The organism is Streptomyces sp. NPDC047841, assembly GCF_040704085.1.
In the GTDB taxonomy this organism is placed as follows: Bacteria; Actinomycetota; Actinomycetes; order Streptomycetales; family Streptomycetaceae; genus Streptomyces; species Streptomyces argyrophylli.
In genome coordinates this window covers 100,341-119,407 of sequence record NZ_JBEYRP010000015.1, presented here as the reverse complement: position 1 = coordinate 119,407, position 19,067 = coordinate 100,341, and the positions used below count along the sequence as shown (strand labels likewise).

At 72.2% G+C, this 19,067-nt stretch carries 17 protein-coding genes, 2 tRNA genes and 3 pseudogenes; 13 read left to right on the top strand and 9 right to left on the bottom strand.

Annotated features, from left to right (window positions below; genetic code table 11):
* Positions 1 to 97 precede the first annotated feature (97 nt).
* Positions 98 to 568 carry an SSI family serine proteinase inhibitor gene (locus tag AB0947_RS25850; RefSeq protein WP_366752704.1) on the bottom strand — a complete coding sequence of 157 codons (471 nt, stop codon included), beginning with the start codon at positions 566 to 568 and terminating at the stop codon, positions 98 to 100.
* Between the two features lie 199 nt (positions 569 to 767).
* Between AB0947_RS25850 and AB0947_RS25845 the strand changes: the two genes are divergently transcribed.
* A tRNA-Ser gene (locus AB0947_RS25845) sits at positions 768 to 858 on the top strand.
* Positions 859 to 1,063: 205 nt separating this feature from the next.
* Positions 1,064 to 1,136, top strand: a tRNA-Arg gene (locus tag AB0947_RS25840).
* Between the two features lie 53 nt (positions 1,137 to 1,189).
* Here AB0947_RS25840 and AB0947_RS25835 read toward each other — a convergent pair.
* Positions 1,190 to 1,390 (bottom strand): hypothetical protein, encoded by a 201-nt coding sequence (locus tag AB0947_RS25835; RefSeq protein ID WP_366752703.1) that lies wholly within the window; start codon positions 1,388 to 1,390, stop codon positions 1,190 to 1,192.
* A gap of 169 nt (positions 1,391 to 1,559) precedes the next feature.
* Here AB0947_RS25835 and AB0947_RS25830 point away from each other — a divergent pair, with 169 nt between their 5' ends.
* Positions 1,560 to 2,237: a GAP family protein gene (locus tag AB0947_RS25830; RefSeq protein WP_366752702.1), complete on the top strand. Its 678-nt coding sequence runs from the start codon at positions 1,560 to 1,562 to the stop codon at positions 2,235 to 2,237.
* A 61-nt stretch (positions 2,238 to 2,298) separates the two neighbouring features.
* On the opposite strand, the gene AB0947_RS25825 is transcribed toward AB0947_RS25830, so the two are convergent.
* The gene (locus AB0947_RS25825) at positions 2,299 to 2,790 is read right to left on the bottom strand and encodes a MarR family transcriptional regulator (protein ID WP_366752701.1); all 492 of its coding nucleotides are present in this window, start codon (positions 2,788 to 2,790) and stop codon (positions 2,299 to 2,301) included.
* Between the two features lie 88 nt (positions 2,791 to 2,878).
* Between AB0947_RS25825 and AB0947_RS25820 the strand changes: the two genes are divergently transcribed.
* The 9 genes and pseudogenes from AB0947_RS25820 to AB0947_RS25780 all read left to right on the top strand — a co-directional run bounded on the left by AB0947_RS25820 (position 2,879) and on the right by AB0947_RS25780 (position 13,274).
* The gene (locus AB0947_RS25820) at positions 2,879 to 3,250 is read left to right on the top strand and encodes an HGxxPAAW family protein (protein ID WP_366752700.1); all 372 of its coding nucleotides are present in this window, start codon (positions 2,879 to 2,881) and stop codon (positions 3,248 to 3,250) included.
* A gap of 66 nt (positions 3,251 to 3,316) precedes the next feature.
* A pseudogene (locus tag AB0947_RS25815) lies at positions 3,317 to 3,595 on the top strand (Bro-N domain-containing protein); the annotation flags it as partial.
* 303 nt (positions 3,596 to 3,898) lie between these two features.
* Entirely contained in the window at positions 3,899 to 4,771 is an 873-nt protein-coding gene (locus AB0947_RS25810) for a DUF2797 domain-containing protein (RefSeq protein ID WP_366752823.1), read from the top strand.
* A gap of 95 nt (positions 4,772 to 4,866) precedes the next feature.
* Positions 4,867 to 5,607 carry a response regulator transcription factor gene (locus AB0947_RS25805; protein ID WP_366752699.1) on the top strand — a complete coding sequence of 247 codons (741 nt, stop codon included), beginning with the start codon at positions 4,867 to 4,869 and terminating at the stop codon, positions 5,605 to 5,607.
* Positions 5,604 to 7,208, top strand: a complete 1,605-nt coding sequence (locus AB0947_RS25800) for a HAMP domain-containing sensor histidine kinase (RefSeq protein ID WP_366752698.1) — start codon at positions 5,604 to 5,606, stop codon at positions 7,206 to 7,208. The genes AB0947_RS25805 and AB0947_RS25800 overlap by 4 nt, the downstream gene beginning before the upstream one ends.
* Before the next feature lie 14 nt (positions 7,209 to 7,222).
* The gene (locus tag AB0947_RS25795; protein ID WP_366752697.1) at positions 7,223 to 8,725 is read left to right on the top strand and encodes a glycosyltransferase; all 1,503 of its coding nucleotides are present in this window, start codon (positions 7,223 to 7,225) and stop codon (positions 8,723 to 8,725) included.
* Positions 8,722 to 10,914 (top strand): glycosyltransferase family 39 protein, encoded by a 2,193-nt coding sequence (locus AB0947_RS25790; protein WP_366752696.1) that lies wholly within the window; start codon positions 8,722 to 8,724, stop codon positions 10,912 to 10,914. Before AB0947_RS25795 ends, AB0947_RS25790 begins: the two co-directional genes overlap by 4 nt.
* A 106-nt stretch (positions 10,915 to 11,020) precedes the next feature.
* Complete coding sequence (locus tag AB0947_RS25785) at positions 11,021 to 12,406, top strand: MFS transporter (protein ID WP_366752695.1); 1,386 nt, start codon at positions 11,021 to 11,023, stop codon at positions 12,404 to 12,406.
* Between the two features lie 109 nt (positions 12,407 to 12,515).
* Entirely contained in the window at positions 12,516 to 13,274 is a 759-nt protein-coding gene (locus tag AB0947_RS25780; RefSeq protein ID WP_366752694.1) for a TetR/AcrR family transcriptional regulator, read from the top strand.
* 138 nt (positions 13,275 to 13,412) lie between these two features.
* On the opposite strand, the pseudogene AB0947_RS25775 reads toward AB0947_RS25780, so the two are convergent.
* From AB0947_RS25775 to AB0947_RS25750, 6 genes and pseudogenes are all read right to left on the bottom strand, one after another.
* Positions 13,413 to 13,517: pseudogene (locus tag AB0947_RS25775) on the bottom strand (PPOX class F420-dependent oxidoreductase); the annotation flags it as partial.
* 133 nt (positions 13,518 to 13,650) lie between these two features.
* Positions 13,651 to 13,755 (bottom strand): annotated as a pseudogene (locus AB0947_RS25770) (PPOX class F420-dependent oxidoreductase); the annotation flags it as partial.
* A 133-nt stretch (positions 13,756 to 13,888) separates the two neighbouring features.
* On the bottom strand, positions 13,889 to 14,356 hold the full coding sequence (locus AB0947_RS25765; RefSeq protein ID WP_366752693.1) for a PPOX class F420-dependent oxidoreductase: 468 nt from the start codon (positions 14,354 to 14,356) through the stop codon (positions 13,889 to 13,891).
* Positions 14,357 to 14,412: 56 nt separating this feature from the next.
* Complete coding sequence (locus AB0947_RS25760) at positions 14,413 to 15,234, bottom strand: YceI family protein (protein ID WP_366752692.1); 822 nt, start codon at positions 15,232 to 15,234, stop codon at positions 14,413 to 14,415.
* A 104-nt stretch (positions 15,235 to 15,338) separates the two neighbouring features.
* Entirely contained in the window at positions 15,339 to 17,873 is a 2,535-nt protein-coding gene (locus AB0947_RS25755) for an MFS transporter (RefSeq protein WP_366752691.1), read from the bottom strand.
* A gap of 13 nt (positions 17,874 to 17,886) precedes the next feature.
* Positions 17,887 to 18,381, bottom strand: a complete 495-nt coding sequence (locus AB0947_RS25750) for a MarR family transcriptional regulator (protein WP_171154851.1) — start codon at positions 18,379 to 18,381, stop codon at positions 17,887 to 17,889.
* A gap of 205 nt (positions 18,382 to 18,586) precedes the next feature.
* Here AB0947_RS25750 and AB0947_RS25745 point away from each other — a divergent pair, with 205 nt between their 5' ends.
* Positions 18,587 to 18,781: a hypothetical protein gene (locus tag AB0947_RS25745; RefSeq protein WP_366752690.1), complete on the top strand. Its 195-nt coding sequence runs from the start codon at positions 18,587 to 18,589 to the stop codon at positions 18,779 to 18,781.
* The last annotated feature ends 286 nt before the right edge of the window (positions 18,782 to 19,067 follow it).

The following is a 19,067-nucleotide window of genomic DNA, read 5'->3' as shown; positions in this document are numbered from 1 at the left end:
CCCACGAGGAAGTGACGGCGAACGCGTGACCGTATACGCCGGCTCCCCGGCTCCTCCCCGGGACCTTTACGGAACCAATGCGTCCGTCCACCCCCCGCTACGCGGGCCCGCCCATGCGCGGGAGCAGGGGGACCATCCGGTCCCACCGCCCGATCTCGCACCCGTCGCCGCGGTCGTACGAGGCGTCCACCGGGCGTCCGGCCCAGGTCCCGGTGACACGGGCGGTGGCCGGGCCGCCGTAGAGGAGCGTGCAGGTGGTGCCGTCGGGGACCGGCGCGAAGGGGTCCCGCCCCCACCGCGTGTGCTCGTCGAGCACCCGGCAGGCCCCGGCGACGTCCGGATGCCGGCCCGCCCCGGGATGGCAGCGCAGCTCGTACGTCCCGTCCCGCCCCGCACCGGCGTGCCGGACGACGACGGTGAGGTGATCACCCTGGTCCTCCGGCCGGAGGGGCGGCGGCACGGCGCCGGCCGCGGCGGCGGTCACGGCGGCCAGGGGAACGAGGGAAGCGGCGACGGAGAGCGACGCGAGCAGAAGGCGCCGCCCGGCGCCCGGAAGCACAGAGTCCATGCCCTTTCCAACGCGCCCCCGCCCCGGACGTTGCGCCCGTCCCTCTCCCGGCCTCTCCTGCCGTCCGCCCCGCCGGAGGGGGAAGCCCTTTGCCCTGCGGCCCAGGTGCCTAGTACCGTGGGGGGCGATTGGTGACACGGCGCTCGACTGTGTCATCATCTGCACGCACCACTCGCGCGCTCGCGTGAGCGGTTGTGCTGGAGGCGTCGCCTAGTCCGGTCTATGGCGCCGCACTGCTAATGCGGTTTGGGCCTTAAAGCCCATCGAGGGTTCAAATCCCTCCGCCTCCGCCCCGATCCCGAAGCCCCGGTCCCCAGGACCGGGGCTTCGGCGTTCACCCGCCTCCGCCGCCTTCCCGCCCCCCTGTCGACGTTTTCGCAGGTCACAACGGGTGTGCGGATCGGATTTCACATGACGGCGGCAGTCATGTAATGTTCTTCCTGTCGCCGGGAGCGGGCCGAAAGGGCCGGGAGCGGGGACAAAACAAAAGAACAAGCACTCGTAGCTTAACGGATAGAGCATCTGACTACGGATCAGAAGGTTGCAGGTTCGAATCCTGCCGAGTGCACACAGGTTGAAGGCCCCGGAGAGATCCGGGGCTTTCGGCGTTGACCCATATCGTCATGGCTGTCGCCCCGCGCGCTGGATCCGGTGATCCACGTACGGCTCACCGGTCTCGAAGCCGGTCGGCTTGCGGTCCGGGAGGAACTCCGGGGTGTCCGGCACCTCTTCGAACGCCTCGTCCACCCGGTGGTCGAGGCTGCCGAGGACAGACCGAGCCGCGCGTAGGAAGATGGAGAGCGGGCCGTGCGCGCCGAGCACCGGGTCGCCACCGTCTCGGGTCCGCCGCTGGCAGGCGGCCGTGAAGCCGCGGCGCGGCCTTTCGCACACGCCCCTCTCGCGCCGGGCAGGCGGCCGGGGCACTCGTCTCTCTGCCCCGTCAGGCCACTGCCCAACGGGATCGCCACCCTGACCTCGGCTGGAGGCAGCCATGGGCGCAGTTCTCGGTGACGTGCTGGGTTTCGCGGCCGGTGTCGCGGTCAGCCCGCTTCCGGTGATCGCCGTCATCCTCATCCTGGCCACGCCCCGAGGACGTCTCAACGGAATCCTCTTCACCGTCGGCTGGATCGTCGGACTCTCGGCACTGGGCGCCGTGATGCTGGCGATCGCCTCCCCGGCGGCTGCCTCCGCGCACAAGCACCCGGCCACCTGGGTGGGAGCCCTCAAACTCGCTCTCGGCCTGCTCCTCCTGCTCTTCGGTGCCCGGCAGTGGCGGCGGCGCCCGAAGGACCCCGCGCAGGCGAGGCTGCCGAAGTGGATGGGCGCGATCGACCGCCTCACGCCGGTCAAGGTCTTCGGACTCGGGACGGGCCTGGCCGCCCTCAACGCGAAGAACGCCCCGCTGACCATCGCCGCGGGGGCCGCCATCGGCTCGGCCGGTCTTCCGGCCGGGCAGCAGATCGCGTCACTGGCGGTCTTCGTCGTGATCGCCACGCTCGGCCTGCTGGTCCCGCTCGGCGTTTTCCTCCTCGGAGGGGAACGGGCCAGGACCACGCTCGGGAACTGGAAGGACTGGGCCGCTCAGCACAATGCCGCCGTGATGGCCGTCCTGTTCTTCGTCCTCGGGCTGAAACTGCTGGGAGACGGCATCTCCGTCATCACCTCCTGACGGACCGTGTCCGCAGCCGGCGGCAACGCCGATCAGAGGGTGCCCCCGGCGGGTTCCGGGGTCAGCACTCCTCGGCCGGGTCGTCGCGGTTCAGCTTCTCCAGGTATTCGTGGGCCAGGGCCGTGGCGCGGGTGAACCAGTCGGTGATGATCGCCAGTTCCTCGGGGGAGTAGTCGGAGAAGAGGGCCGTCAGGCGCTTGTAGTGGCCCGCGTACACCGCCTCGACGCGGGTGACGGCGTCCGGTACGGCGGCCACCCGGACCCGGCGGCGGTCGGTGGGGTCGGGGCGGCGGGTGACGTAGCCGGCGCGTACGAGGCGGTTGAGGATGCCGGTCACCGCACCCGTGGTGACGTGGGCGCGGGCCGCGAGGTCGCCCGCCGTCAGCAGGTCGTCGCCGGCCTCCAGGACGAAACCGAAGCAGGTCAGGTCGGTGACGTTCAGCCCCAGCCGCCGGGCCAGCTCCTGCTGTCCGATGAGGTGGGCGGCGATGAGGTGGTCCATCGCCGACAGCGCCTGGGCCTGAGTGGCGGGCGGGCGCGGCGTGCCGTGCATCTTTCGAGTTCCCTTAGTTCGTGAGATATTTGGACTGTAAATTCCTTAGCCCGTGAGGGAACTGGGTTCGTCCCCTGGAGGCGGTTCCATGAGTCTGTACGACGAGGGTCACACGGTCGCCGGCTGGACCGGCGTCGCCATCGCGACCGCGGGAGGCGCCGTGGTGGGGCTGGGCGTGTGTACGGCCTCCCTCCCCGTGGCCGGCGCCGGGCTGGCCGTCGTGGCGCTGAGCGTCCTGGTGACCTGGGCCCTGCACCTGTCCGGCTGGGGCAAGCCGCCCGGGGTGCGGCCGCGCGAGCAATGGGGGATGCGGGTCCGGGACACGCGGGCGCGGGACGGGCACCCGGGGTGCGTCGGGTGCCGGCTGGCGGGGCGGGGGCGGAAGCGGGCGGCCCCGGTGCCGGGTGCGGTGCCGGGTGCGATTCCTGCCGAATCGATCCCTCTGTCCCCTATCGAGTGAACGGGCTTTCTTCGAACGACAGTTGCCGACCGCCGACCCTGGCTTCCGGGGTGGAGGTGATGCTCGGTGAACGAGCAGGACGACACCCCGTCGGAGCAGCCGGCGGGAGCGAAGCGGGACGCGATCGACATCAACGACTTCGTGTTCGCGGCCACGGGGGCGCGGGTGCGGAGGCTGACGCTGCCCAACGGGGAGCACTGGTTTCCGGCGGCCGACCTGGCGGGCAACCTGGGGTACGCAAACACGAGGCAGGCCCTGGGCATGCACGTCTCTGCAAACTGGCAGAGCACCCTGCGTGAGATTGCACAAGGCGTCTGTACAGCAGACACCTTGCGCAAACTAGCAGGTCACAGGCTTCAACGCTCGATGAGGATGGTGAACCTCAGGGGGCTCGTCCAGCTCGTCAACTGGAGGAGCGGAACATCCGGGCGGACGAGGAGCTGGCGGTCACGCGGATCAAGCGGGGTTGCATGCGGCAGACGGGAGTGGGGGCCGGGGGGATGCCGGTGTACGTGCTGCCGTAGCCGAGCACCGGAAGAAGAAGACCCGAAGCCGCAAAACAGAGTTGCGGCTTCGGGTCTTCGCCCACCGTACCCCCACCCGTCGCCCTCGGGCGGTTGTCAGACCCACGTCCTACCCTCACGAGTGATGGCACAGGTCTGGAAGTGCGCGGGACTGCGGTGGGCGGCAGGCGGTCCGGTGCTGGAGTGGGACGGTGGGCGGCGCAGTGCGCTGCCCCGGGGGAAGCGGGTCGCCTTCGCGGTGCCGGAGGGGGGCGTGCGCGGATGCGTGGGGGCGCGGGGGCATGCCTGTCCGGTGCGGTCCGTCGTGCCGGGGCGGAGTACGGGGGCCCGGTGCGAGGAGTGCGCGCGGCTGGACCGGGCGCACTCCGTGGCCGCCGACACGATCGCCGACGATCCACGGCCGTACCGCGTGTACCTGGCGTGGTTCGGGCCGGGGATGGTGAAGGTCGGCATCACCGCCGTCGAGCGGGGTCCGGCGCGGCTGCTGGAGCAGGGCGCGGTCTGTTTCAGCTGGCTGGGCACCGGTCCGCTGATGGCCGCCCGGCGCACCGAGGAGCTGTTGCGGTCCGCGTTGCGGGTGCCGGACCGGATTCCGTACGCCGAGAAGCGGGCGGTGCGGTCGGCGCTGCCGGGGACGGAGGCGGAGCGGGCCGCCGAGGTGCGGGAGCTGCACGCGCGGGCCGTCGCCCTCGCCGGGTGGCCGGAGTCCCTGCGGCCCGAGCCCTGCGAAGTGGTCGACCACGTCGGGGTCTTCGGGCTCGGTGCGGGGCCGGAGGCGTGCGGGGAGGTGGTCGCACTCGTGCCCGGCGCAGGTGTGAGCGGTGAGCTGGTCGCGGTCGCCGGACCCGACCTGCATCTGGCGGTCGGGGGCCGCGGGGCCGTCGTGCTGGACACGCGGCTGATGACCGGTTGGGAGCTGCTGCCGGAGGGCTCGGTGGCGGGTGGATGTGCCTTCCCCGTAAGGGAGTTCAGGAGGGAACCCGACGGGTTGTTCTGACCCCGTGGGTTCCCTGAGAGGCGCCTGTGCGTTTCTCAGGGAAATCACAGACTCGTGAAAGCGTGTTCTCAGAGGGCACCGACAAGGTGTCCAGCATGACCACGACCTCGCCCCAGGGGCGCACCGAACTGCTGAGGCCGGACGGGAGCCCCGTCCGCGTGCTGGTGGTGGACGACGAGATGTCGATCACCGAACTGCTGAGCATGGCCCTTCGCTACGAGGGCTGGCAGATCAGGAGCGCGGGGGACGGACAGGGGGCCATCCAGGCGGCCCGTGAGTTCCGGCCCGACGCCGTCGTGCTCGACATGATGCTGCCGGACATGGACGGGCTGGCCGTGCTCGGCCGGCTGCGGCGTGAGCTGCCCGATGTGCCGGTCCTCTTCCTCACCGCCAAGGACGCGGTGGAGGACCGTATCGCCGGGCTCACCGCCGGCGGGGACGACTACGTCACCAAGCCGTTCAGCCTGGAGGAGGTCGTCGCGCGGCTGCGCGGGCTGATCCGCCGGTCCGGGGCCGCCGACCGGCGCTCCGACTCCGTGCTCGTCGTGGGTGATCTGACCCTGGACGAGGACAGCCACGAGGTGTCGCGGGGCGGCGACAACATCCATTTGACCGCCACCGAGTTCGAGCTGCTGCGCTTCCTCATGCGCAACCCCCGGCGGGTGCTGAGCAAGGCGCAGATCCTGGACCGCGTGTGGTCGTACGACTTCGGCGGGCAGGCCAACGTGGTCGAGCTGTACATCTCCTACCTGCGGCGGAAGATCGACGCGGGGCGGGAGCCGATGATCCACACCCGGCGGGGGGCCGGTTACCTGATCAAGCCCGCCACGTCATGAGCGGGCGGCGACGGCCGGGTACGCAGCGGCGGCGGAAGCGACGGGCCGGACAGCCGCGCACGCTGCGGACGCGGCTCGTCGTCGCGTCCGTGACGCTGATCGCCGTGGTGTGCGCCGTGATCGGCACGGTCACCACGCTGGCGCTGCGCTCCCACCTGTACGAACAGCTGGACGGGCAGGTCGCGGAGGCCGGCAAGCGCCTGTCCGGGCCCATGAAGCCCGGCGGCATGAACGACTCCGGGCTGACGGACCGGCTCACCGGCTTCATCAAGGGGCCGACGCAGCCGAAGACCATCGCCGCCGAGGTCGGGCCCGACGGCACGGTCACCCGTGCGGTCATCGCCAGGCAGGCCACCACCGCCACCGGCCCGTTCCAGCGCAACGACGCCGTCGCCCTCAGCGACGAGCAGAAGGCCGCCCTGGACAAGGTGCCCACCACGGGCACGCACACCGTCGTCATCCCGGGCCTCGGCGAGTACCTGGCGCGGTACGTCACCGGAGCCGAGGGCACCTACTACGTCGCCCTGCCCACCGAGACGGTCGGCAACACGATCAGCACCCTGATCGTCGTCGAGGTCAGCGTCACCGCCGCCGGTCTCGTCGCCGCCGGCATCGCGGGCTACGTGCTCGTCGGCGTCGCCACCCGCCCCCTGCGCAAGGTCGCCGCCACCGCCACCCGGGTGTCCGAACTGACGCTGCACACCGGCGAGGTGAACCTCAGCGAGCGGGTCCCGGAGGCGGAGTGCGATCCGCACACCGAGGTCGGACAGGTCGGCGCCGCGCTCAACCGCATGCTGGACCACGTCCACGGCGCCCTGCACGCCCGGCAGCAGAGCGAGACGCGGGTACGGCAGTTCGTCGCCGACGCCAGCCACGAACTGCGGACGCCGCTCGCCTCCATCCGGGGGTACGCCGAGCTGACCCGGCGCGGGCGGGAGCAGGTCGGCCCCGACACCCGGCACGCGCTGGGGCGGATCGAGTCGGAGGCGGGGCGGATGACCCTGCTGGTGGAGGACCTGCTGCTGCTCGCCCGGCTGGATGCCGGGCGGCCGTTGCGGTTCGAGCAGACCGATCTCGTCCCGCTCGTCGTGGACACCGTCAGCGACGCCCGCGCGGCCGGCATGGACCACCTCTGGCGGCTCGACCTGCCCGACGAGCCGGCGCCGGTGTCGGCGGACGCGGCCCGGTTGCAGCAGGTGCTCGTCAACCTGCTGGGCAACGCCCGCAGCCACACCCCGCCCGGTACGACGGTCACCGCGCGGGTGCGGCGGCGGGGGCCGTGGATGTGCGTGGACGTCGAGGACAACGGGCCGGGTATCCCGGCGGAGCTGCTCCCGCACGTCTTCGAGCGGTTCGCCCGCGGGGACTCCGCGCGCTCGCGCGCCACCGGGTCCACGGGGCTCGGGCTCGCGATCGTGCAGGCCGTGGCCGCCGCGCACGGCGGTGCCGTGACCGTGGACAGCGTCCCCGGCCGCACGGTGTTCACCGTGCACCTGCCCGCCCTCGGCCCGGCCGTGCCCCGGCAGCGTCCCGAGGCGGGCCGGCGGCCGGACTCACAGGCACAGCACAGTGCCACCACATGGGTGCGACAGGGCAGTTGAGAAAAGTCGGTCCCATGCGAACCGACTCTTCTCCCGGCACCCTGCCGGCGCGGGAGCACCTCCCGGCCGGAGACGCCGGTACGCCTGTCCTGGACGTAGTGGTCCCCGTCTACAACGAGGAGAAGGACCTCCAGCCGTGCGTCCGCAGACTGCACGAGCACCTCACGCGCACCTTCCCGTACGCGTTCCGCATCACGATCGCGGACAACGCGTCCACGGACACCACCCCGCTGGTGGCGGCGCGGCTGGAGGCGGAGATCCCGGAGGTCGCCAGCTTCCGCCTGGAGCAGAAGGGGCGGGGGCGGGCCCTGCGGACCGTGTGGTCCGCGTCCGAGGCGCCCGTCCTCGCCTACATGGACGTCGACCTGTCCACCGACCTCAACGCCCTGCTGCCGCTGGTGGCGCCGCTGATCTCCGGTCACTCCGACCTGGCGATCGGCTCCCGGCTCGCCCGCACCTCCCGGGTCGTGCGCGGCCCCAAGCGGGAGTTCGTCAGCCGGGCCTACAACCTGATCCTGCGCGGCTCGCTCCAGGCCCGTTTCTCGGACGCCCAGTGCGGGTTCAAGGCGATCCGGCGCGATGTGGCGCAGGTGCTGCTGCCGCTGGTGGAGGACACCGGGTGGTTCTTCGACACGGAGATGCTGGTGCTCGCCGAGCGGGCCGGGCTCAGGATCCACGAGGTGCCGGTCGACTGGGTCGACGACCCCGACTCCACCGTGCACATCGTGCGGACCGCGACCGACGACCTGAAGGGCGTGTGGCGGGTCGGCAAGGCGCTGACCACCGGTTCGCTGCCGCTGGACCGGCTGACCCGGCCCTTCGGCGACGACCCGCGCGACCGCGAACTGACCGACGTGCCGGGGGGACTCGCCCGCCAGCTGGTCGGCTTCTGCGTGGTGGGCGTCCTGTCGACCCTGTTCTACCTGCTGCTGTACAGCGCCTTCCGGCAGTTCTGCGGCCCGCAGCTCGCCAACGCGCTCGCGCTGCTGGTCTCGGCCGTGGCCAACACGGCCGCCAACCGCCGGCTCACCTTCGGGGTGCGCGGCCGGGGCGGCGCGGTACGGCACCAGGCGCAGGGCCTGGTCGTGTTCGGCATCGGTCTCGCGCTGACCAGCGGTTCGCTCGCCGCCCTGAACGCGGCCACGGACAGCCCGGCGCACTCCACGGAACTGGCGGTGCTCATCGCGGCCAACCTGGCGGCCACCGTGCTGCGGTTCCTGCTCTTCCGCGCCTGGGTCTTCCCGGAGCGGAGGGAGTCCGTCACGTGCCCGCCGGCCGTCCCGCACACGCCGGCCGCCCCGGCCGACCGCACGACGGCTCCGTACGCCCCGGCCCACCGCACGACCGCCCCGTACGCACCGCTCCCGCAGCGGCCGGTGGTGCCGCGGCAGCCGTACCAGACCACCCAGGTCCGCGCCGGTGCGGCCGCGGACGGCAACGGGAGCGGCGGCACCGACGCGACCACGCGGTCGTGGCCGGTGCGCCCTCATGACACCGACCCGGGGGATGCCCGATGACCACGCACTACGACCCGCCGACGACCGGGCACGGCGCCGCGGCCGACTGGGGTCCGCCCCCGCCGGGTCCCCGGGCCGGTGAGCCGGGGCAGCCGTTCGCACGGAGACTGTGGCGCGGCCGGCCCGAGGACCCCCGCTGGGTCCGCCCGGCCCTCCTCGGCCTGCTCGCCACCACCCTTCTGCTGTACCTGTACGACCTCAGCGCCTCCGGTTACGCCAACTCCTTCTACTCGGCGGCCGTCCAGGCGGGCAGCAGGTCCTGGAAGGCGTTCTTCTTCGGCTCGCTGGACGCGGGCAACGCGATCACGGTGGACAAGCCGCCGGCCTCGCTGTGGCCGATGGAGCTGTCGGTCAGGGTCTTCGGCCTGAACTCGTGGGCGATCCTGGCGCCCGAGGTGCTGATGGGCGTGGCGACGGTCGCCGTCGTGTACGCGGCCGTGCGCCTCCGGTTCAGCGCGGTGGCCGGTCTGGTCGCGGGTGCGGTGCTGACGCTCACGCCGGTCGCGGCGCTGATGTTCCGGTTCAACAACCCGGACGCGATGCTGGCCCTGCTGATGTCGGTGGCCTGCTACCTCGTGCTGCGGGCCCTGGCGGACGGCCGGACGAAGTGGCTGGTGTGGGCCGGGGCCGCGATCGGCCTCGCGTTCCTCGCCAAGACGCTCCAGGCGTTCCTGATCCTGCCGGCGCTGGCGGTCGTGTACGCGGTGTGCGCGCCGGTGTCGCTGCGCAAGCGGTTCGGGCAGCTGGCAGCGGCGACGCTCGCGCTGGTCGTCTCGGGTGGCTGGTGGGTCGCGGTCGTCGAGCTGTGGCCGGCGTCGTCCCGCCCGTACATCGGCGGCTCGCAGAACAACAGCTTCCTGGAGCTGACCTTCGGCTACAACGGGCTCGGCCGCCTCAACGGCGAGGAGACCGGCAGCGTGGGCGGCGGCGGCGGTGGCGCGGGCGGCTCCGGTATGTGGGGCGAGACCGGCTGGGACCGGATGTTCAACTCCGAGATCGGCGGCCAGATCTCCTGGCTGCTGCCCGCCGCGCTGATCCTGCTCGTCGCCGGCCTGGTGGCCACGCGCAAGGCCCGCAGGACGTCGGTCACCCGGGCCTCGTTCCTGGTCTGGGGCGGCTCGCTGCTGATGACCACGGTGGTCTTCAGCTACATGGCGGGCATCTTCCACCAGTACTACACCGTGGCCCTCGCCCCCTACCTCGCGGCCGTCGTCGGCATGGGCGCCGGGCTGCTGTGGGAGCGGCGGCGGGAGCCCTGGGCGGCGATCGCGCTCGCCGCGTCCGTGGTCGCGTCGGCGGCCTGGGGGTACGTGCTGCTCAACCGCACCCCCGACTATCTGCCCTGGCTGAAGTGGCTGGTCCTGATCGGCGGTCTGACCGCGGCGCTCGGCCTGGTCTTCGCCGGCCGGGTCTCCCGGCAACTGGCCCTCGGCGCGGCGGCCGTGGGGCTCGTGGCCGCGCTGGCGGGACCCACGGCGTACACCCTGAGCACGCTCCAGGAGGGCCACACCGGTTCGATCGTCACGGCGGGCCCGGCGGGCGCGAGCGTGATGGGCGGCCGGGGCGGAGGTCCCGGTGGCGGTGTGCGGGGCGGCTTCGGCGGCGGGATGCCGGGCGGTCAGGGACAGCGGAACCAGCAAGGCCGGCAGGGCAATGGCTTTCCCGGTGGCGGCGGCTTCGGCGGGGGCACCCCGACGCAGCCGGGTCAGCAAGGCCGGCAAGGAGAGCAGGGGCAGCAAGGGCAGCGGAACGGCAACGGCTTCGGCTTCCCCGGCGGCGGCCGGACGGGTGAGGGCGGCATGGGCGGCGCCGGTGGCGTCGGCGGCCTGCTGAACGGCGCGAGCGTGTCGTCCGAGGCCAAGAAGCTGCTGGAGCGGGACGCCGCGCACTACACCTGGGTCGCCGCGTCCGTGGGCTCCCAGAACGCGGCCGGCTACCAGCTCGCCACCGGTGACCCGGTGATGGCGATCGGCGGCTTCAACGGCACCGACCCGTCCCCGACGCTCGCCCAGTTCAAGAAGTACGTCGAGGAGGGCAGAATCCACTACTTCATCGCCGGCGGCGGCATGGGCGGCGGCGGCAACAGCGGCACGGCCTCGCAGATCAGCTCGTGGATCCAGAGCACCTTCAAGAAGGTGACGGTGGGATCGGCGACCTTCTACGACCTCACGCAGAAGGCGAGCGGCTGAGGGCGGCCGGCCGAGGGCGGTCGGCCGAGGACGGGCCGGCCGGGGGTGGCCGGTTGGCCGGGAAACGCGTTGTACACCGTATAGCGGTCGCTATACGGTGTACGGCATGTCCGCCCCCCAAGGCCATCCCCAACGCTGGCTGATCCTCGGCGTCATCTGTCTCGCGCAGCTCACCGTGCTGCTCGACAACACGGTCCTGAACGTGGCCATCCCCTCCCTGACCCGGGAACTCCACGCGCAGACCTCCGACATCCAGTGGATGATCAACGCGTACTCCCTGGTGCAGTCCGGTCTGCTGCTCACCGCGGGAAGCGCCGCCGACCGTTACGGCCGCAAGAAGATGCTGATCGCCGGGCTCGCCCTGTTCGGCGTCGGTTCGCTCGTGGCCGGACTCGCCGGCAGCACCGGTCAGCTGATCGCCGCGCGGGCCGGCATGGGCGTCGGCGGCGCGCTGCTGGTGACCACCACGCTGGCCGTGGCGATGCAGATCTTCTCCCCCGAGGAGCAGCCGAAGGCGATCGGCATCTGGAGCGCGGTCAACGCGCTGGGCTTCGCCGGCGGCCCGCTGATCGGCGGCTTCGTGCTGGACCACTTCTGGTGGGGCGCGATCTTCCTGATCAACATCCCGGTCGCGGCGCTCGGCCTGGTCGCGGTGGTGGTGCTCGTACCGGAGTCGAAGAACCCCCGCGGTGACCGCCCGGACCTGCCGGGAGCGGTGCTGTCCACCATCGGCATGGCCTCGCTGGTGTACGCCATCATCTCCGGGCCGGCGCACGGCTGGACGTCCGCGCGCGTGGTCGGCACGGCGGCCGTGGCGGTGCTGGTGCTGAGCGCCTTCGCCTGGTGGGAGAGCAGGACCGACGAGCCGATGCTCGACCTCCACTTCTTCCGGGACCCGCGGTTCACGGGGGCGGTCGCCGGGGCCGTGCTCATCGTGTTCGGCATGGGCGGCGCGTTGTTCCTGCTGACACAGCACCTCCAGTTCGTGCTCGGGTACGGGCCGCTGGAGGCCGGCCTGCGGACCGCTCCGCTGGCGCTGACCGTGGTGGCGCTCAACTTCACCGGACTGTCGGCGAAGTGGTCGGCGCGGCTGGGCACGCCGGTGTCGATCGCGCTGGGGATGGTGTGCATGGCCGGGGGCCTGGTGTCGATCGCGGAGGTGGACTCCGGGGGTTACGCGGGGACGCTGCTCGGGCTGCTGCTGATCGGCGCGGGCTGCGCGGTGGCGAATCCGGCGATGGCGCACGCCATCATGAGGGCGATTCCTCCGGAGAAAGCGGGGGTGGGGGCCGGGATCAACGGCACGCTGGCGGAGTTCGGGAACGGGCTCGGCGTCGCTGTGCTGGGCGCCGTGCTCAGCTCCTCCGTGGCCTCGGGGGAGTCGTTGTCGGCCGCGCTGGGCGCGGGTCAGCTGGTGGGCGCCGTCGCGGTGCTCGTCGGGGGCTTCCTGGCCGCCGGATTGCTCCGGCGGGCGGAGAGGGTGTCCGCCTAGCAGCTCGGGGGATGGGGTAGTCGGGCGACTGTGGGTGCGTTGTGGCTGGTCGCGCAGTTCCCCGCGCCCCTAGGTTGGGACAGTGAGCGCAAACGAGGAAGGGCCGCCGGTGGCGAAGGCAGCAGGTCGGTCGGCGCGGGACAGTGTGTGGCTGGAGGGCAAGGCCCGGCGCGGTGGGCGCAGTGGGCAGCCGTCCGGGCTGGACCGGGAGCGGATCACCGCGGCGTCCGTGCGGCTGCTGGACGCCGAGGGCCTCACCAGGTTCTCCATGCGGCGGCTGGCGGCCGAGCTGAACGTCACGGCGATGTCCCTGTACTGGTACGTCGACACCAAGGACGACCTGCTCGAACTCGCCCTGGACGCCACCTACGCCGAGCTGCGGCTGCCCGACCCGGAGAACGCGGACGAGGACTGGCGGGAGCAGCTGCGCGCGCTGGCCACCGCGTACCGGGGGCTGCTGGTCCGCCACCCCTGGCTGTCCCCGCTGGCCGGGCGCTTCCTCAACATCGGCCCGAACTCCCTGGCGTTCTCCCGGGTGGTGCAGCGGGTCGTCCGCCGGGCCGGGCTGCCCGCGCACGGGGTGACCGGGGCGATCTCGGCCGTCTTCCAGTTCGTGTACGGCTTCGGCACGATCGAGGGTCACTTCCGCACCCGGATAGCCGACACCGGGCTGAGCGCCGACGAGTACTTCGAGCAGGCCATGTCCCTGGTGGACGAGGTCCCCGGCACCGCCGACATGATGCGGGAGTCCAAGGACCTCATGGCGGCGCGCGGCGGCGACACGGTGGCCGAGATGCTGGACCGCGACTTCGCCTTCGCCCTGGACCTGCTGGTCGCGGGAATCGAGGCGATGGTCACCCGAGGCTGACCACCCCGCCCGCGAGGAGCCATGAGGCCAAGGCCGGGATGGGCAGCACCCGGGCGCCAGCCGCGCCGCGAACCCGCTGGCCGCACGACCCCACCGGCCGCCCGGGGCCGCCCGTCCAGGCCCGGGCCGTGACGTGGGTTACTCGGACACCAGCCGTGCCGGGAAGCCGCCCGTGGCTACCGGGCCCCAGCGGTCCGGGGTGATCCGGATGACGGACTTGCCCTGCTTGACCATCGCCTCGCGGGCCCCTTTCGTCTGCGCCCCTCGCACTGCTGCGCAGGCTTCGGAGCGCGGCGCCGGACTCCGTCCGTCGGGCCCGCCGGGGCGGGGTTCGTCCGGGCAGCGGCCGTACCACGAGGCCATGCCGTGACGTGGGTTACTCGGACACCAGCCGTGCCGGGAAGCCGCCCGTGGCTACCGGGCCCCAGCGGTCCGGGGTGACGCGGATGACGGACTTGCCCTGCTTGACCATCGCCTCGCGGGCCCCTTTCGTCTGCGCCCCTCGCACTGCTGCGCAGGCTTCGGAGCGCGGCGCCGGACTCCGTCCGTCGGGCCCGCCGGGGCGGGGTTCGTCCGGGCAGCGGCCGTACCACGAGGCCAGGCCGTGACGTGGGTTACTCGGACACCAGCCGTGCCGGGAAGCCGCCCGTGGCTACCGGGCCCCAGCGGTCCGGGGTGATCCGGATGACGGACTTGCCCTGCTTGACCATCGCCTCGCGGTACTCGTCCCAGTCGGGGTGTTCGCCGGCGATGTTGCGGTAGTACTCGACCAGCGGTTCCACCGAGTCGGGCGTGTCGATGACCTCGGCCGTGCCGTCGATCTGGACCCAGGGGCCGTTCCAGTCGTCGCTGAGGACGACCAGGGCGACCCGGGGGTCCCGCTTGGCGTTGCGGGTCTTGGCCCGCTCGGGGTAGGTCGAGACGACGATCCGGCCGGAGTCGTCGACGCCGCAGGTCAGCGGGGACGCCTGGGGGGAGCCGTCGGCCCGGCGCGTGATCAGCAGGGCGCGGTGCCGGGGACGTACGAAGTCCAGCAGCTCGTCCAGCGACACACGGGTGTTGGTAGCGATGTTCGGTGCCATGGAAGGCAGCCTAGGGGCAGCGGGTGCCCCGGTGGCTGACCCTGCTGTGCCTATGTCTACGCCTGGGGCAGGGAGTCGCCCTGCACCGCCTGGATGTCCAGCTCCACCTTCAGCGTGGTGCCGATGGCGGCGATGCCCGCCTGGAGGACCTGGTTGTAGTTCATCGCGAAGTCCTCGCGGTGCAGTTCGGTGCTGGCCCGGAACGCGGCGCGGGTGCCGCCCCACGGGTCGGCGCCGGTGCCGAGGTAGGCCAGGTCCAGGTCGACGGGTCGTACGACCCCGTGCAGGGACAGCTCGCCGTGCACGGTCCAGCGGTCGGGGCCGGCCTGGGTCAGTCCCGTGGAACGGTAGGTGATCTCGGGGTGGTTCTCGACGTCGAGGAAGTCCGCGGAGCGCAGGTGCGTGTCCCGCATGCCGTTGCCGGTGTCGATGGACGCGGCCCTGATCACCGTCTCCACCCGGGACTTGGTGACGTCGTCGGGCGCGATCTCGATCGTGCCGCCGAACTCCGTGAACCGGCCGCGCACGCTGGAGATGCCCAGGTGCTGGGCGACCGCGGCGACGGAGGAGTGCGCCGGGTCGATGGTCCAGGGGCCGGGCGGCGGCAGCTCGGTGCCGCCCTGCCGGGCCAGTGTGACCGTGCCGACCTCGGCCCGGCCGCTCGCGGTGACGATCGCGCTGGACGCGGCGGGCGCGTAGCCGACGGCGGTCACGATCACCGTGTACGCCCCCGGCGCCAGCTCGGTGGTGTCCCTTACGGCCCCCTCGGCGTCCGCCTCGGCCCGCAGCACCTGCGTACCGGTCATGTCGGTCACCGTGACGACCGCGTGCGACACGGCCCACCCGTCCCGCGTACGGATCTTCGCGGTCAGTCCCATCCCGTTTCTCCCTGAAAAAGGCTCAAAAAATGGTCGTATGAGACCGGCCCGTGGCGGGCGTGCCCTCCGCTCAAGGCGCGCGCCACCACGGGCCGGGGGTCGAACTACTCGCCGGGGTGGGCGAGTTCGATGTCGTGGCCGTCGACTCCGGGGCCGGAGACGGTCAGGGCCGTGGCCACGGGCGGGTAACCCGTCGCGATGACGGTGTACTCGCCGCTGTCCAGGTCGGTGAAGGCGTACGCCCCGTCCGTGCCGGTGGTGGCGGTGCCGACCACGTTGCCGGCCTGGTCGACCAGGGTCACCCGGGCGTCGGCCAGCGGACCGTGCGGGGCCCGGACGACACCCTGGAGCCGGGCGCCGGCGTCCAGGTCGACCTCGATCCGGGTGACGCCGGTGGCGCCGACCTCGACCGGCAGGGCGCGCGGCCGGAACCCGCTCGCGTTGACCGCGACGGTCACGGTGCCGGGCACCAGCTCGGTGAGGGCGAAGTCGCCCCCCTCGCCGGTGGCGGCGGTGGCCAGCAGGTCACCGCGCACATCGGTGACGATCACCATGGCGTCCTTGACCGGCAGCGCGCTCCCGGCGGCCCGGACCACACCGGTCAGCCCGCTGGTGCCGCTGAGCAGGATGTCGTACGACAGCGGTTCCTCGCCCACCACGACGGTGGAGGCCTGCGGCTGGTAGCCGTCGGCGGAGGCGATCAGGACGTAGCTGCCGGTGCCCGGGGCGTCGAGCGCGTAGGAACCGTCGCCCTGGGCGACCGCGCGGCCCAGCTGGCGGCCGGACAGCGAGATCAGGGTGACCGCGGCCTGCGGGACCGGGGCGCTCTCGGCGCCGCGGACGAAGCCGTGCACCGGGGTGCCGCCGGAGCCGACGGGCTCGGCGACCGTGGCGACGGCCGCCATCGGCCGGGTGGCGGTGGCCGTGCCGTCGGAGGCGGCCTCGGTGGAGGCGGCGACCGCGGCCGGGACCGGTGCGGTGACCGGGGCCTGGGCCTCGGCGACGGCGGGCGCGGCGGCCGGGTCGGTCACCGGGGCCTCGCCCTCGGCGGCCTGCGCGAGCGCGCCCTTGGTCCGCAGCGGGACCTCCTTGATGAACAGCGTGATCAGGAAGGCGACGGCGGCGAGGCAGCCGGCGATCAGGAAGACGTCGGCGATGCCGTGGCCGTAGGCGCTCTCCAGCAGCGTCCGGATGGGCTTCGGGAGCGCGTTCATGTCCGGGATGCTGTCGGTCGAACCGGAGCCGCCGGCCAGGGCCTTCTGGTACTTCGGGCTCAGGTCGGCGACGCCGTCCTGGACGTAGTGGGTGATCCGGCGGGACATCACGGCACCCAGCGCGGAGACGCCGACCGCACCGCCGAGGGAGCGGAAGAAGGTGACCGTGGAGCTGGCCGAGCCGAGGTCGGCGGGGGTGACCTGGTTCTGCGTGGCGAGGACCAGGTTCTGCATCATCATGCCGATGCCGAGACCCAGCAGCGCCATGAAGATGGCCATCTTCCAGTAGGCGGTGTCGTACCGGATGCCGCCGAGCAGCAGCAGGCCGGCCGTGACCAGCACGCCACCGCTGACCAGCCACGCCTTCCAGCGGCCGGTGCGGGTGATGAACTGACCCGAGACGGTCGAGGAGACGAACAGGCCGCCGATCATCGGGATGGTCAGGACACCCGACATGGTCGGGGACTTGTCGCGGGCCAGCTGGAAGTACTGGCTGAAGAAGACGGTGCCGGAGAACATCGCGATACCGACGAACAGCGAGGCGAGCGACGCCAGCGTGATCGTGCGGTTCCTGAACAGGCGCAGCGGGATGATCGGCTCGCTCGCCTTGGACTCGACGAGCACGAACAGCGCGCCGAGGACGATCGAGCCGCCGACCATCGCGCAGGTCTGCCAGGACACCCAGTCGTACTTGTCACCGGCGAAGGTGACCCAGACCAGCAGCAGGGAGACGGCGGCGGAGATGAGGGTCGCGCCGCCCCAGTCGACCTTGACCTCCCGCTTGACCACGGGCAGGTGCAGGGTCTTCTGCAGCACGATCAGCGCGAGGACGGCGAAGGGGACGCCGACGTAGAAGCACCAGCGCCAGCCCAGCCAGGAGGTGTCGGTGATGACACCGCCGAGCAGCGGGCCGCCGACGGTGGCGACGGCGAAGGTGGCGCCCAGGTAGCCGGAGTAGCGGCCGCGCTCACGCGGGGAGATCATCGCGGCCATGACGATCTGCGCCAGGGCGGACAGGCCGCCGACGCCGATGCCCTGGAACACCCGGAAGGTGATGAGCATGCCGGGGTTCTGCGACAGGCCGGCCGCCATCGAGGCGACCACGTAGATGATCAGGGCTATCTGGACGAGAGCCTTCTTGCTGTACAGGTCGGCGAGCTTGCCCCACAGGGGAGTGGCCGCGGTCATCGACAGCAGGGCGGCGGTGACCACCCAGGTGTAGGCGGACTGGCCGCCGCCGAGGTCCCCGATGATGTGCGGCAGGGCGTTGGAGACGATCGTGGACGACAGGATCGCCACGAACATGCCGAGCAGCAGCCCGGACAGTGCCTCCATGATCTGCCGGTGGGTCATCGGGGCGTCGCCGTGGGAGCCTCCCCCGTGCTTGGCGTGAGCCCGCACACCGGCTGGTGTGGTCGTTGCCATGGGCTTCCTTTTCTTACGTGCTTGCGGGTGTACGGGTGGTCTGTTCGTCTACGGGAGCGGGGAGCCGCAGCGGGGCGGACCGGCAGTCTCCGAATGACGCGCGTAGACGCGTCATCAGCCGGATCAGCTCGTCGACGTCCTCGTCGGTCCAGTCCGCGAGCCGCTCGGCCAGCAGGTGCGTGGTCCGCCGGGACAGGTCGTCCAGCTGGTGCAGGCCCGTGGGCGTCAGGCGCAGGATGCGCGAGCGCTTGTCCGCCGGGTCGGGGTGCCGCTCGATCCAGCCGCGCGCGGCGACGTGCGCGACGTGCCGGCTGGTGACCGACATGTCCACGGCGAGCAGCTCCGCGAGCTTGCTCATGCGCATGTCCCCGTGGCGGCCGAGCAGGGTCAGCACGGCGGCCGAACCGGCCGGGCAGTCCGGCGGCAGGATCCGCCCCATGTCCCGTTTCACGGCTCCGACGGCACTGAGCTGACGCGCCAGCTCTTCGAACTGCGCCTGCTCGGCCATCACACCTCCCGTATTCGTTGCTTGGGGCAACCATAGGACTGCTTGGTTGCTGAAGGCAAACAAACGAGGGGTCGGCGGCGCAAAAACTTGGCAAAGGCAAGTATTGCGACCGTAAATATGCAGGTGACTGAGGGTGGCGTGCCCCCGTCTGTCCCGGTGGCCCCGCACTTGGGTCGGTCACCGGGATTCGCTAGGGTCTCGGGCCATGGCTAACACCCAGGGCCCCCAGGGCAATTACGACCCCGCAGGCAGCACCCAGATGTTCCGCGCGTTCGTCGACGAGGCTCCCCAGGAGCCCCAGCAGCAGGCGGCCTCCTCCGGCCCCCGGGTCGGTCTGATCATCGGCGTGATCGTGGCGCTCCTGGTGGTCGCCGGCGTCGCCTATCTGGCGGTCAAGTAGGACTCACCGAGGCCGGCGAGGGCGCCGGGGGCCGAGGGGTGCCGGGGCCGTCCGTGCCGGCCGGCGGCGGCAGTGGCGCGGCGCAGCGCGGGTCACCCGGACGGGGCCGGTTCCTCCGCGCGGGCGGTGGAGCTGGTTCCGCGGGGGCGTCTCCACCGCCGCCGGACCGTTTCTCCCCGTCGAGCGGCACGCGGACTGCCGGTCCGGTCGGCGCCACGGCCGTCGGGCCGCCCTGCCGCGCGCCGGCCGCCGTACAGCCGCCGTCCGCACCACCGCCCGCGCGTCC

Excerpts from the sequence above, each read along its gene's own strand:
- AB0947_RS25850 (WP_366752704.1), bottom strand. The coding sequence starts at position 568 with ATGGACTCTGTGCTTCCGGGCGCCGGGCGGCGCCTTCTGCTCGCGTCG.
- AB0947_RS25830 (WP_366752702.1), top strand. The coding sequence starts at position 1,560 with ATGGGCGCAGTTCTCGGTGACGTGCTGGGTTTCGCGGCCGGTGTCGCG.
- AB0947_RS25825 (WP_366752701.1), bottom strand. The coding sequence starts at position 2,790 with ATGCACGGCACGCCGCGCCCGCCCGCCACTCAGGCCCAGGCGCTGTCG.
- AB0947_RS25820 (WP_366752700.1), top strand. The coding sequence starts at position 2,879 with ATGAGTCTGTACGACGAGGGTCACACGGTCGCCGGCTGGACCGGCGTC.
- AB0947_RS25810 (WP_366752823.1), top strand. The coding sequence starts at position 3,899 with ATGGCACAGGTCTGGAAGTGCGCGGGACTGCGGTGGGCGGCAGGCGGT.
- AB0947_RS25805 (WP_366752699.1), top strand. The coding sequence starts at position 4,867 with ATGACCACGACCTCGCCCCAGGGGCGCACCGAACTGCTGAGGCCGGAC.
- AB0947_RS25800 (WP_366752698.1), top strand. The coding sequence starts at position 5,604 with ATGAGCGGGCGGCGACGGCCGGGTACGCAGCGGCGGCGGAAGCGACGG.
- AB0947_RS25795 (WP_366752697.1), top strand. The coding sequence starts at position 7,223 with ATGCGAACCGACTCTTCTCCCGGCACCCTGCCGGCGCGGGAGCACCTC.
- AB0947_RS25790 (WP_366752696.1), top strand. The coding sequence starts at position 8,722 with ATGACCACGCACTACGACCCGCCGACGACCGGGCACGGCGCCGCGGCC.
- AB0947_RS25785 (WP_366752695.1), top strand. The coding sequence starts at position 11,021 with ATGTCCGCCCCCCAAGGCCATCCCCAACGCTGGCTGATCCTCGGCGTC.
- AB0947_RS25765 (WP_366752693.1), bottom strand. The coding sequence starts at position 14,356 with ATGGCACCGAACATCGCTACCAACACCCGTGTGTCGCTGGACGAGCTG.
- AB0947_RS25760 (WP_366752692.1), bottom strand. The coding sequence starts at position 15,234 with ATGGGACTGACCGCGAAGATCCGTACGCGGGACGGGTGGGCCGTGTCG.
- AB0947_RS25755 (WP_366752691.1), bottom strand. The coding sequence starts at position 17,873 with ATGGCAACGACCACACCAGCCGGTGTGCGGGCTCACGCCAAGCACGGG.
- AB0947_RS25750 (WP_171154851.1), bottom strand. The coding sequence starts at position 18,381 with ATGGCCGAGCAGGCGCAGTTCGAAGAGCTGGCGCGTCAGCTCAGTGCC.
- AB0947_RS25745 (WP_366752690.1), top strand. The coding sequence starts at position 18,587 with ATGGCTAACACCCAGGGCCCCCAGGGCAATTACGACCCCGCAGGCAGC.